Annotated in this window: 8 protein-coding genes; 3 read left to right on the top strand and 5 right to left on the bottom strand. The window is 65.0% G+C overall.

Annotated features, from left to right (window positions below):
• Positions 1-249 precede the first annotated feature (249 nt).
• The 5 genes from Q1M07_RS06860 to Q1M07_RS06840 form a co-directional block, all read right to left on the bottom strand.
• On the bottom strand, positions 250-1,383 hold the full coding sequence (locus Q1M07_RS06860; protein ID WP_300452374.1) for a hypothetical protein: 1,134 nt from the start codon (positions 1,381-1,383) through the stop codon (positions 250-252).
• 104 nt (positions 1,384-1,487) lie between these two features.
• Positions 1,488-1,745 carry a DUF2249 domain-containing protein gene (locus Q1M07_RS06855; RefSeq protein ID WP_300452372.1) on the bottom strand — a complete coding sequence of 86 codons (258 nt, stop codon included), beginning with the start codon at positions 1,743-1,745 and terminating at the stop codon, positions 1,488-1,490.
• Positions 1,746-1,862: 117 nt separating this feature from the next.
• On the bottom strand, positions 1,863-2,072 hold the full coding sequence (locus Q1M07_RS06850) for a DUF2892 domain-containing protein (protein ID WP_300452370.1): 210 nt from the start codon (positions 2,070-2,072) through the stop codon (positions 1,863-1,865).
• Positions 2,069-5,275, bottom strand: a complete 3,207-nt coding sequence (locus tag Q1M07_RS06845; RefSeq protein ID WP_300452368.1) for an efflux RND transporter permease subunit — start codon at positions 5,273-5,275, stop codon at positions 2,069-2,071. The genes Q1M07_RS06850 and Q1M07_RS06845 overlap by 4 nt, the downstream gene beginning before the upstream one ends.
• Before the next feature lie 4 nt (positions 5,276-5,279).
• Positions 5,280-6,308, bottom strand: coding sequence for an efflux RND transporter periplasmic adaptor subunit (locus Q1M07_RS06840; RefSeq protein ID WP_300452366.1), 1,029 nt, complete (start codon positions 6,306-6,308; stop codon positions 5,280-5,282).
• Positions 6,309-6,441: 133 nt separating this feature from the next.
• On the opposite strand from Q1M07_RS06840, the gene Q1M07_RS06835 reads away from it, so the two are divergent.
• The 3 genes from Q1M07_RS06835 to Q1M07_RS06825 all read left to right on the top strand — a co-directional run.
• Positions 6,442-8,238: a gamma-glutamyltransferase family protein gene (locus tag Q1M07_RS06835; RefSeq protein WP_300452364.1), complete on the top strand. Its 1,797-nt coding sequence runs from the start codon at positions 6,442-6,444 to the stop codon at positions 8,236-8,238.
• Positions 8,239-8,339: 101 nt separating this feature from the next.
• Complete coding sequence (locus Q1M07_RS06830; RefSeq protein ID WP_300452362.1) at positions 8,340-9,596, top strand: DUF1615 domain-containing protein; 1,257 nt, start codon at positions 8,340-8,342, stop codon at positions 9,594-9,596.
• 467 nt (positions 9,597-10,063) lie between these two features.
• Positions 10,064-12,674: chemotaxis protein CheB (locus Q1M07_RS06825; protein WP_300452360.1), on the top strand; the 2,611-nt coding region annotated here is incomplete at its 3' end.

The raw sequence follows: 12,674 nt of genomic DNA, 5'->3' as shown, positions 1-12,674 counted from the left end.
TGAACCTGTGACCTTCGGGTTATGAGCCCGACGAGCTGCCAGACTGCTCCACCCCGCGACCGTCGAGGAGCAAACCGCCACCTCGGGTTTTCCTCGCCGCGCCGACCAGAGCTTTTCGCCCCTACAGGCCAGTGCCGCTGCGAAGAGGGAGAATTCTAGCAAACGCATCGGATGGGCGTCAACACTTAGTTCTACTTTGTGTGCATGGCAAATCTGTACGGGTGGCGGATGGTCTCCCCATCCGACAAGCTACGCCGGGTCGGCGTCGGTCCGCGAAACGGCTCTCGAACGAAACAAGGCGACGACGAAAGACAGCATTCCGGCCGCCGCCAGCCAGCCTCCTTCAGTCACGCCCAGCACCAGAAGAAGGCCAGCCGAGACGAACAGGAGCGGGCGCCCGATGCCGCCGGCACGCAGCGCGGCATGCATTCGCGCTTGCGCCGGCGTACGCACGCCGGGGTGACACCAGACGGGCAGGAGTTGTGACAAGGCACCAGTAACCAGGGGAAAAAGAAATGCGACGATGAACGCCACTACCGCGTCGCGGCCATCGACGAAGTGCATGGCATGCAGAATGCCAAAAGCCAGCAACAGAAAATAAGCGCCCAAAGCGGCGAACAGCGCTGCTACCGCGCTGTTGCCAGTCAGTGTTCGCCAGCCATAGCGCCGCAACCAGGCGACACCGGTATTCAGCACGACGCACAGCAAAAGCACCCCGCCAGTCAGCGCCAGCGGCAGCCAGAAAGCCGCTCCGACCGCCACCGCCAGCACCGCGCCGGCGGCAATCGGCAGATCGTGGTGCAGTCTGGCCGCCGCATGGGCATCGTGTTCTCCCACGGCGGTCGGCAGCAAGACCTGCAGGGTTCCCAGCGCCGCCAGACCGACAAAGCCCAGGGTATTCAAGTGCAAGTGCAGAAGGCGAAACTCCGATCGCCATTCCGGCCACTCGGTCATCGCCGGTACCAGCGCCAGCCCCAGGCTCAGTGCGACGACGGCCGCCAAGTACCAGCGCCAACCGGGATGCGGTCTGCCCAGTGTACGGTGGGCACGCCGCACAAGCCAAACGGCAAATACGATGGCCACCAGGAAGGCGCCAAGCGCCGCGGCGTTCCGTGCCGTAGGGTCCAGCGCGCCATTGAAGCCGAGAAACGCGGCCGCACCCGCCAACTGGAGTAGCAACGTAGCCCACAACAGGCCGCGATGCGCCCTGCCAGTACGCGTCAAAACCGGCACGAAGTGGCTTATCGCACCGAAGATCAGCGGCGCCACACCTACCGCGAACACCAGGTGGGCGAGCGCCGGCAGCGAAGGATCGCCAAACACCAGCAGTGCCAGCGCAGCGACGAAAACGCCGACCGCCGAAAACGCTAAGTAGATCATCACCACGGCTTCATACAAAGCCGAACAGTGTCAAGGAGCGGCTGAGTTCCCGCCGGACCAACGTTGACAAGGGCAGGCGCGCGGGGCGATCGCCCGAGCCGCCACCGTCAAGCTTGACGGGTAAAATCGATGACGATCGCCCCCGGCTCGCGCTGCACGTAGTTGATCGCCAGTCCATCACCGTAGTACTCCTGCAATTGATTGAGGAGTGGCAGCGGATCATGGTCATTGCTGAAGCGCATGGTTTCACCGACGATCAAGGCGTCGAGAGCACCGAAAATCGCCGCATGGCGAAAGCGCTTGGCAATTCCGCGGGCGTCGAAAGGGTAGATGGCTTCCGGAGTCGGTTGGCCGCAAGCATGCATGGAAGTCTCCCCAAGAGGTTCTGTGGTTGGCAAACCTGCATTGTGCAACACCTGATGCCGCTTGTCTTTGATCTACGAAAGCGGATTTCGCCCTGCCGGCTCCCAAACGCTGGCCTTTTACCCGAGCCGCTTCATCCCGAGCCTGATCATGAGACTCTCGGCCGGGCAGAAGCAGGTGAAGCCGCTCTGCAACAGGTTGGCGCCGACGAAGACGGTGAACCACAGAAAGTACTTGGAAACGAAGAGCGGGCTCTCGGGAACCCCGAGGGCGAGCGAAAGAAGGATGAAGCTACCGGCCATGATGCGGACGGCGCGGTCGGTTGTCATGTCGGATGGTCCTTTCTGAAAGTGGCGTAGTAGAGTACCGGGATCACGACCAGCGTGAGCAGGGTGGACACGAAGATGCCGAAAATCAGGCTGATCGCCAACCCGTTGAAGATCGGGTCGTCGAGAATGAACAGCGCGCCGAGCATCGCCGCCAACCCGGTCAGGGCGATGGGTTTGGCGCGCACGGCGGCCGACTGAACGATTGCCTCGCGCAGCGCCATTCCTTGCGAGATCTGCTGACGGATGAAATCGACCAGCAGAATCGAATTGCGGACGATGATTCCGGCCAGCGCGATCATGCCGATCATCGACGTCGCCGTGTACTGACTGCCGAGCAGCGCGTGCCCCGGCATGACGCCGATGATGGTCAGCGGAATCGGCGCCATGATGATGAGCGGCACGAGATAGCTCTTGAAATGCGCGACGACCAGCAGGTAGATCAGGATCAGACCGACCACATAGGCGATTCCCATGTCGCGGAACGTTTCGTAGGTCACCTGCCACTCGCCATCCCACTTGATGCCGTAGGCCGCGTCGGGAGCTGGCGGCTGGCGGATGAACCACTCGCCGAGCGTGCCGGCGCCGCGCTCGAGGTGGTCGAGCGGGCGGCCGACCAGTTCTGCGCGTGCCGCGAACATGCCGTAGAGCGGCGAATCGAGTTGGCCGCCCATGTCGCCGACGACGTAGACGACCGGCAGCAGGTTCTTGTGATAAACCACCGTCTCGCGCGGCGGCTCGCGCACCTCGACCAGCTCCGAAATCGGCACCAGGAGGCCGGCACGCGAACGCACGCGCAGCTTGAGCAGCGTGTCGAGCGAGCCCCGGGTCTCGGCCGGCAGAGTCACACGCACCGGAATCTCGTACTTGGCCCCGGTGTTATGAACCGGCGTGACATCCTCGCCGGCCAAGCCCAGGCGCACGACCTCGACGATATCGCTCTGCGCAACGTCGAGCAGCGCGGCCTTGTTCTGCAGGACGTGGAGCACGGTCTTGCGGCCTTCGGCGGTCACCGAGTCGTCGATTCCGACGAGATCGGGCGTACGTTCCAGAACCTGGCGTACTTCCCTGGCGAGTGCAATCTGGCCCCGGTAATCCGGTCCGTAGACCTCGGCGACGATAGGCGACAGCACCGGCGGTCCTGGCGGCACCTCGACCACTTTTGCGTTGCCGCCGGCCTGCCGGCCGATGGCCTCGACCTCGGCGCGTACCGACACAGCGATTTCGTGGCTCTGCCGCGCACGCTGCCGGTGGTCGACCAGGTTGACCTGCAGGTCGCCGAGTTCCGGTGCGGCGCGCAGGTAGTACTGGCGAACCAGGCCATTGAAGTTGATCGGGCTGGCAGTACCGGCGTAGGCTTGGTAGTCGCTGACCTCCGGAACCTTGACCACAGCGGCGCCGATTTCGCGCAGGACGCGCGCCGTTTCCTCGAGCGGCGTTCCGGCCGGCATGTCGAGAACGATCTGAAACTCACTCTTGTTGTCGAAGGGCAGCATCTTGAGGACGACCAGCTTGCCACCGGCAAGCGCCAGCGAGCCGACGATCAGCAGCCCGATGGCCAGCAGCAGACGGCGGCGCGCGCGTTGGCCGGTCCGCACGTCGAGGAAAGGTGTCAGCAGGCGACGGAAAAGTCGCTCGAGGCGACCGGCCACCGGTCCGTCGGCGGCTGGCGGATGAAGCGACGTCGTGCTCAGCAAGTTGGCGGCCAGCCAGGGCGTAACGACGAAGGCGACGGCCAGCGATATGAACATGCCGAGCGACGAGTTGATCGGGATCGGGCTCATGTACGGTCCCATCAGGCCAGTGACGAAGGCCATCGGCAACAGCGCCGCGATCACGGTGAAGGTGGCCAGGATCGTCGGCCCGCCGACTTCGTCAACCGCCGCCGGAATGATCTCGAGCAATGGCTTGTCCGGCTGCAGCGCCTGCCAGCGATGGATGTTCTCGACGACGACGATGGCGTCGTCGACCAGAATGCCGATCGAAAAGATCAGCGCGAACAGCGACACACGATTCAGAGTAAAGCCCCAGGCCCAGGACGCGAACAGCGTCGCGGCCAGCGTCAGGCTGACCGCGACGCCGACGATCAGCGCCTCGCGCCGGCCGAGGGCGAAAAAGACCAGCAGAACGACGAAGGCGGTGGCGAAGGCGAGCTTGCCGATCAGTTTCTGCGCCTTGTCGGTCGCCGTCTGGCCGTAGTTGCGGGTCACCGTGACTTCGACGCCTTCGGGGATCAGCGTTCCTTTGAGCGACTCGACGCGGGCGAGCAAGGCCTGCGCGACATCGGCCGCATTGACGCCGGGCTTTTTCGAGACCTGCACCGTGACTGCCGGGAATTCACCGTCGCGCTTACCGAACCAGACGTAGCGCTGCGGCTGATCCGGACCGTCCTCGACGCGCGCCACGTCGTCGACGAACACCGGCTTGCGCTGGTCGGCACGGCCACGGACAGCGACGACGAGTTGCCGCACGTCGGCGGCCGATTCGAGATAGCTGCCGGTCTGCACCAGCACTTCGCGGTTGCCGGCGACGAGGCTGCCCGACGAGTGCAACGCGTTGCCAATGCGCAGCGTGGCGGCCAGATCCTGTGGCGTAACGGCGAAGGCGTTCATCCGCTCGCCGTCCATCAAGACACGCACCACGTGGTCGGGCCCGCCGAGAGTCGAGACGTCGCGCGTCCCCGGCACGCGCTTGAAATCGACCTCGGCGGCACGCGCTACCTGTTGCAGGTCGAAGGCCGAGCGCGTCGGGTCGGCGGTCCAGAAAGTCAGCGCAACGATAGGCACATCGTCGATACCTTTCGGTTTGATCGTCGGCTCGAGCACGCCGAGATTCGGCGCCAGCCAGTCGCGGTTCGAATGCACGGTATCGTAGAGGCGGACGACGGCATCGTTGTACTTGACGCCGACCGCGAACTGCACCGTCACCACCGCCATCCCCGGTCGCGACACCGAAAAGACGTGTTCGACGCCCGACATGCGCGACAACACCTGCTCGGCCGGCGTCGCGACCAGGTTCTCGACGTCGCGTACCGATGCCCCGGGGAAAGGGATGAACACGTCGGCCATCGTTACGTCGATCTGCGGCTCTTCTTCGCGTGGCGTCACCAACGTCGCGAAGACGCCCATCAAGAGCGCCACTAGCGCCAGCAGCGGCGTCATCTGCGAGCTGGCGAACAGACGGGCGATGCGGCCAGAAAACCCCATCGCCTCAGTTGCCCCGCTGACTCGCGGATTTCAGGTCGACGGCGGTCTTGACCGGATCGAGAGCGACACGCTCCCCCGGCCGCAAACCCGCCAGCACCTCGATTTCACTGCTCCCGACCGGCTCGCCGAGGCGTAACTGGCGCAAGGACAGCTTTCCCTGTTCATTCTGGACGTACACCGCGGCCACCTCGCCGCGCCGCACGATAGCGGTCTGCGGCACGGTCAGCTTGCTGGCGCGACCGATCACGAAGTAGACCCGGGCGTGCAGTCCGGGAACGACATCGGCGATGCCGCTCGGCAAACCGACGCGCACCAGTGAAACATGCGTCGCCGCGTCGGCAGTCGGCAGGACGGTAACGCTGGTCGCCTCGACCACTTTCCCGAGTTCCGGAAACTCGATCCGTGCCTGCTTGACGGAACGCATCTGCGCCAAGCGGTACTGCGCGACAGTGACGGTGACACGCATGCCATCAGGATCATGAATCGCCACCAGAGGCTTGCCGGGGGTCGCCATTTCGCCCAATTCGGTCAAGCGCTGCGCGACCACTCCGGAAATCGGTGCGCGCACCGTCGCGTGCCCCAGGCCAACCGTCGCTTGGCCCCGCGTTGCCTGAGCGGCGTCGAAGTCGGCTTTCGCCTTGTCGACCGCCGCCTGGCTGACGAAGCCCTGTTGGCGCAAACTCAGCGTTCGCTGATAGCTCGCCTTGGCGTTGACGTACTGCGCCGACGCCGCGGCGGCCACTTCGCTCGCTTCACGAGCATCGATTCTCATCAGGAGGTCGCCCCGGCGCACGGACTGCCCGGCATCGACGTAGACCTCGACCACCCGCCCCGCAAGCTGCGCCGCGACGGTCGCCTGACTGACCGCCTCGACCAGGCCGTTGGCGGGTAGCGTCACGTCCACCGTTTGTAGCTCGACGACCATCGTCGGCAGGCGCTGAACCTGAGCCCCCGCGGCCAGCGAAAACGCCACGGCCAAGCCGGCGAACCACCACCGCCAGCTCGGCATGACACGTGTAAAGTAAGTACTCATACATATAAGCATATACTGATATAACTCCACGGACAAGCGACCGGCGAAGACGTCTGCCGGCGGCGCGCAGGATCTCTTGACGGACAGGCGGCTTGGGTGAGACAAAGAGGGAATCGCTCCTGACCATCGCGCCATGAAACCTCTCCTGTTCGTCCTGAGTGCCGTCTGCTTCGTCGTGGGCTGCGCCAGCCCGCCGCTCGCCGGGCGACCGCCCGTCACCGACGCGGTCGAACTCCGCCAACCCGAAGGCTCCTCGCGCGTCACTCCGCAAACGGGCTGGCGCGGCCGGGAATTCGCCGTCGCAACGGCGCATCCGCTGGCCAGCGAGGCGGGACGGGCGATACTCGAAGCCGGCGGTTCGGCCGTCGACGCGGCAATCGCCGCCCAGATGGTGCTGACGCTCGTCGAACCCCAGTCGAGCGGCATCGGTGGAGGCGCTTTCCTGCTGCATCACGATGGACGGGAAACGGTCGCGTTCGACGGCCGCGAGACCGCCCCGGCCGAAGTCGACGAAGCGTTGTTCCTGAAGCGTGACGGCAAGGTGATGAGTTTCACCGAGGCCGTCGTCGGCGGCCGCGCGGTCGGCGTTCCGGGGACCGTGCGCATGCTCGAGATGGCGCACGCCAGCTACGGCAAACTGCCTTGGCCGACGTTGTTCGAAGCGGCAATCCGGCTGGCCGATGAAGGTTTCCCGGTCGGCGAGCGTCTGCATACGCTGCTCGGGAAAGATCCCCATCTGCGCCTGGACCCGAGCGCGGCGGCCTACTTCTACGACCAGGACGGACAAGCGCGGGCGGTCGGCACTTTGTTGCGCAATCCGTCGCTAGCCACCGTGCTGCGCCGCATTGCTCGCGAAGGATCGGCGGCGCTGCACACGGGCGACATCGCGCAGGCGATCGTCGACCGCGTCCGGCAGCACCCGCAAAACCCTGGCCGGCTGACCATGGCGGACCTGGCAGCGTACCAGGCAAAGCGGCGCGCGCCGCTGTGCAGCGACTACACACCCAAGGCCGTCGCGCCAGCGCGCAACTACCGCCTCTGCGGCTTTCCACCGCCGAGCTCGGGAGCCATCGCGATCGCCCAAATCCTCGGTATTCTGAACGACACTCCGGCGCCTTTCCTGCCGTTTGACGATCCGCTCTGGCTGCACTACTACAGCGAAGCGTCGCGCCTCGCCTTCGCCGACCGCGCCCAGTATGTCGCCGACCCCGACTTCGTCGCTGCCCCGGGCGGTCACTGGCAAACCTTGATCGAGCGCGACTACCTGGCCGCACGGGCGCGACTGATCGGCCCGCAGAGCATGAAAGTGGCCGCTCCCGGCTCACCTTCGCCGCTCGGCAGCTCGCGAGCGCCGATGCCCGAGCAGGTCGAATACGGCACCTCGCACATCAGCATCGTCGACGCCTACGGCAATGCGCTGGCCATGACCAGCACGATCGAGGACGCCTTCGGCGCGCGCGTGATGGTCAGGGGCTTCCTGCTCAACAACGAGCTCACCGACTTTTCCTTCACGCCGACCGATGCCGGCGGCGCGCCGGTCGCCAACCGGGTCGAACCCGGCAAGCGTCCGCGCTCGTCGATGAGCCCGACGCTGGTCTTCGACCAGGCGAGCGGCGAACTGGTGCTGAGCGGCGGCTCGCCGGGTGGCGCGCTGATCATCCATTACACCGCGAAACTGCTCTATGCGATGCTCAACTGGGAGCTGGCGCCCCAATCGGCGATCGACCTGCCCAACTTCGGCTCGCTGAACGGCCCGACGCTGCTCGAGGAGAGGCGCTTCTCGAAGTCTTTTGTCGACGCTTTGCAGACACGTGGCCACGAGGTCAGGGAAGTCGGCATGAGCAGCGGCCTGCAGGCGATCCGGAAGGGCGATGACGGCTATACCGGCGGCGCCGATGGGCGGCGCGAAGGCCGGGTGATGGGGCGGTGACGACGCGCAGCGAGACGCCGCGGCGACTGCCCGGCAGAGGACTCCGGGGTACCGCTGCGTTCGCCAACAGGCCGACTGTTCTGCGGCGCCTGTTGCGGTCGATGCCGTCCGCCCGGCAATTCCTCGCTTTTTTCCTCGTCGCCGTGGCCAGCGGTTGCGCCACCGACGGCAGCTACGAATCGCGCCCTGCGCCGCGCCCACGACCGGTATCGCCCAGCAGCTTGCCGGAAGTCACGCCGACGCCGCCGCGCGATCTGTCGCCGTCCGCGCTGCCGCCGCCGGCCAGCGTCGCTGTCCCCGTGACGCCACCCTTTCCCCGGCCCTCTTCGGGTGAGCGCGATGGACGGGCGATGCTGAACCGACTGCTGCCGACCTCCATCGGCGATCGCCAGGGCTGGATGACGGACATCCTGGCCGCGTTTGCCGCCCTGCAAATCCCGACGCTGGCCGAAAATCTGTGTGCCGCGATTGCTGTCATCGAGCAGGAATCGGGTTTTCGAGCCGACCCGGAGGTTCCCGGACTGTCGCGCATCGTCTGGCAGGAAATCGACCGGCGGCGTGAGGGATACGCCATCCCCAAGGCCGTCCTGGAACTCGCCCTGCTCAAGACATCGCCCGACGGGCGCAGCTACCGGGCACGCATCGACGCTTTGCGTAGCGAAAAACAGATGAACGCACTCTACGAAGACATGATTTCCGAACTGCCGGCCGGACGGACGCTGCTCGGCGGCTACAACCCGGTGCGTACCGGCGGACCGATGCAGGTCAGCGTCGAATTCGCCGAAGAGCAGGCGCGTAGTCGACCCTACCCTTACGCACCCCGGGACAGCATCCGTCACGAAGTTTTTGCGCGGCGTGGCGGTGTCTATTTCGGGATTGCCTTCCTGCTCGATTACCCGACGACTTATAGTCAGATGCTCTACCGCTTCGCCGACTTCAACGCCGGCCGCTATAGCAGTCGCAACGCCGCTTTCCAGAACGCCCTCGTACTCCTCAGCGGCCGCCAACTAGCCCTCGATGGCGACCTCCTGCGTTACAAAGGCGGCGTCCCCGCCAGCGAGGCCAGCGACACACAACGCGCGATTCAACTCCTGCGACCGCGTCTCAAGCTCAGCGAACCCGAAATCCTGCGTGATCTCAAGCTCGAAAAGTCACTTGCCTTCGAACAGACACCGCTCTACCAGCGGATCTATGCCCTCGCCGATGCCCTTTCGGGAGAACGAAGAGTACGCGAGTTGCTCCCCAGAATCGACCTGAAAAGCCCCAAGATTTCGCGCCGCCTGACCACCGAATGGTTCGCCCGACGGGTCGATGGCCGCTACCGCTCCTGCCTCGCGCGGAGCCGGCCGGAAAGCTGAACGCACCGACTCAGCCGGCGGTCAGCGTCGGCGGCGCCCATGCTGCGGCGCTCCCCACACTGTGTGACCTGTGCCTCGTGTGCGAACTTCCGGGGTCATCCCTGTCTGGGCGTGGCGTGCCGATTGGAATGCCACGCCACGGTTTGAGCCACAACTCGTTCCGCGCCGTCCCTGCTTCGGTAGAATAGGGGTGGCTGCGTGGCGGCACCTGGAGCGACCCCGCCCGCGACTCGCGCTCGACGGTCCGCAGCCGCACCTGAACCGCCTGCCCAGCGCGCGCAACGGCGTCTCGCTTGGCCGGAGTTGCCGCTCGCGAAGCATTCTGCTTGCCTCGCGAGCCATGGACCAAGAGTTCGCGCGCGATATCATCCCGGAAGGCAGGGAACACAGGCCAAAGCCATGGGTCAACGTCGCGGCTTATCAATGACCGTCGCCGGACGGCCGCACACGCATCGGAGACGCCGCAAATGAGTATCGCCAACGAGGAACAACCCAGGAAGAGGCGCACGAGCGCCAAGACGGCGCCGCTTGCCACCGCTGGCGATGACGCGCCCCGCCCGGAAAGGGCCGATGAACGACCCTTCATCGTCGGCGTTGGCGCTTCGGCCGGTGGACTCGAAGCCTTGAGTCTGCTGCTGCCGGGTCTGCCGAAAAACCTTGGCCTGACCTACGTCGTCGTCCAGCACTTGTCACCGACCTATCGCAGCATGATGTCGCAGTTGCTGGGACGCGAGACGACGATGACCGTCCGGGACATCGAAGACGGAATGTTGCCCGAGCCGAACATGGTCTACATCACGCCGCCGAATCGCAACCTGACGCTCAAGGAAGGGCATTTTCGGCTGGTCGAACCGGCCCGCGAGTCGATGCCCAAGCCGTCGGTCAATCGCTTCTTCGCCTCGCTCGCCGAGGAAATCGGCGAATCGACGATCGGCATCGTTCTCTCCGGCACGGGCTCCGACGGCGCCGCCGGGATCCACGCGATCAAGGCGGCGGGTGGTTTCACCTTCTCCCAGGATCCGGACACCGCCAAGTACAGCGGGATGCCGCAGTCGGCGATCGACACCGGCAGCGTGGACTGGATTCTACCGCCGGAGCAGATGGGCGCCGAAATCAGCCTGATCGTCCTCAACCGCGGACTGATTCCGGTGGCGGCCCAGGCGGCGGGCGCACCGGCAACGCTCAAGACCCTGCTCGGCAAGGTGCGCAGCCGCACCAAGGTCGATTTCTCGCAGTACAAGGAACCGACCTTGTGGCGCCGCATCGAGCGGCGCATGGCCGCCAACCACGTCAACACCCTGCACGATTACCTGCAGGTGGTCGACCAGACACCGGCCGAACTCGACAAGCTGTGCAAGGACATCCTGATATCGGTCACCGCCTTCTTCCGCGATACCGACGCGTTTTCACGCCTCGACAAGGTGGTCGGCGAGATTATCGCCAGCAAGCAACCCGGTGACGACATTCGGGTCTGGGTCGCCGGTTGCGCGACCGGCGAGGAAGCGTATTCGCTGGCCATCCTGTTTGCCGAACGGCTGGGTGCGGCCTTCGACCAGTATCGCCTGCAGATCTTCGCCACCGACATCGATCTCGACGCGATGGCTTTGGCCAGGCGTGGCGTCTTCGCCGCGTCCAACCTGACACACATGGATCGCAACCGCATCCGTGCGCATTTCACGCCGCATGGCGACCGCTACGAGATCAACAAGAACCTGCGCGATGCGGTGATCTTCGCGCGCCAGGATCTGGTGCAGGATCCACCCTTCCTACGCCTCGATCTGGTCAGTTGCCGCAACGTCCTGATCTATTTCCAGAGCGAGTTGCAGGCGCGCCTGCTGTCGGTGTTCCATTACGCCCTCAACCCCGGGGCCTATCTGTTCCTCGGCAAATCGGAAGGAATCTTCCAGCAGGAAGCGCTGTTCGGGGTCGTCGACAAGGAAGCGCGGCTCTATCGCCGGCACGGCACCAGCACCCGGCTGCCACTGCTCCGGTCGGAGATGCAGATCCCGGCCGCCGGCCTCAACCAGCACCAACGACCGGGCAAGCCGATCACGCCGCAGGGCTTCGAAACGATCCTGCTCGAGGCGGCCGGTCGTCATTTCATCCCGACCACGATCCTGATCAATGGCAAGTTCGAGATCCGGCACATCCATGGCGACGCCAGCCGACTGCTCAACGTTTCGCCAGGGCGGCCGGCTTTCGACCTGATCTCGCTGATCCGTCGCGAACTGCGCACCGAAGTTCAGGTACTGATGCGCCAGGCACAGGTCAAACAGGCTGTCGCCAGCGGCCGTCCCCGGCATATCAAGGCACTCGACCCGACACGCGGCCTTCGCCTGTCGGTTCTCCCGGTCTCCGACGCCAGCAACGAGGCACTGTACATGCTCTGCATCGAGTGGCTCCTGCCGGCGCCCGGCAAGACGACGGTCGAGGACAGCGGCGGCATCGACGAGAAGGAACTCGAGGACGAGCTTGCCGCGACGCGCGAGCATCTGCAGACGCTGGTCGAGGAACTGGAGACGTCGAACGAGGAAATGCAGGCGCTGAACGAGGAAATCCAGGCGTCGAATGAGGAAATGCAGGCCTCGAACGAAGAACTCGAAGCGTCCAACGAGGAGCTTCAATCGACCAACGAGGAACTGGCGACGGTCAATGAAGAACTGCAGATCAAGACCGCCGAGACGCAGGAACTCAACGTCGAACTGGAGAGCATCCAGAACAGTGTCGACTACCCCCTCATGGTGCTCGACCGGAACGCCTCGCTGCAGCGCTTCAATAGCGCCGCCGCCCGCGTGTTCAAGCTCGGTGCGGCGCAGACGGGACGCCACCTGCGCGATCTGCCACTGCCACCCGACATGCCGGATCTCCTGGCGGACGTGCAGCAGGTGATCGACACCCAGAACGCTCGCGATCGCCAGATCGTCAACGCCAACCGACGCCATTACACCCTGCACATTGCGCCGCTTCTGCGTGATACGCAGCGAATCGCCGGCGTCATTCTGCTTTTCGCCGACAACACCAATCTTTACGAAGTCGAGCGCTCGGCACGTGAAACACAGGTCAGGTTGCAGGCGGTGA

Origin of the sequence: Accumulibacter sp. (genome assembly GCF_029255285.1) — a bacterium.
Taxonomy (GTDB): domain Bacteria; phylum Pseudomonadota; class Gammaproteobacteria; order Burkholderiales; family Rhodocyclaceae; genus Accumulibacter.
The sequence above is the reverse complement of the archived record's forward strand: the minus strand, read 5'-3'. Positions and strand labels throughout refer to the sequence as shown.

Excerpts from the sequence above, each read along its gene's own strand:
- Q1M07_RS06855 (WP_300452372.1), bottom strand. The coding sequence starts at position 1,745 with ATGCATGCTTGCGGCCAACCGACTCCGGAAGCCATCTACCCTTTCGAC.
- Q1M07_RS06850 (WP_300452370.1), bottom strand. The coding sequence starts at position 2,072 with ATGACAACCGACCGCGCCGTCCGCATCATGGCCGGTAGCTTCATCCTT.
- Q1M07_RS06845 (WP_300452368.1), bottom strand. The coding sequence starts at position 5,275 with ATGGGGTTTTCTGGCCGCATCGCCCGTCTGTTCGCCAGCTCGCAGATG.
- Q1M07_RS06840 (WP_300452366.1), bottom strand. The coding sequence starts at position 6,308 with ATGAGTACTTACTTTACACGTGTCATGCCGAGCTGGCGGTGGTGGTTC.
- Q1M07_RS06835 (WP_300452364.1), top strand. The coding sequence starts at position 6,442 with ATGAAACCTCTCCTGTTCGTCCTGAGTGCCGTCTGCTTCGTCGTGGGC.
- Q1M07_RS06830 (WP_300452362.1), top strand. The coding sequence starts at position 8,340 with ATGCCGTCCGCCCGGCAATTCCTCGCTTTTTTCCTCGTCGCCGTGGCC.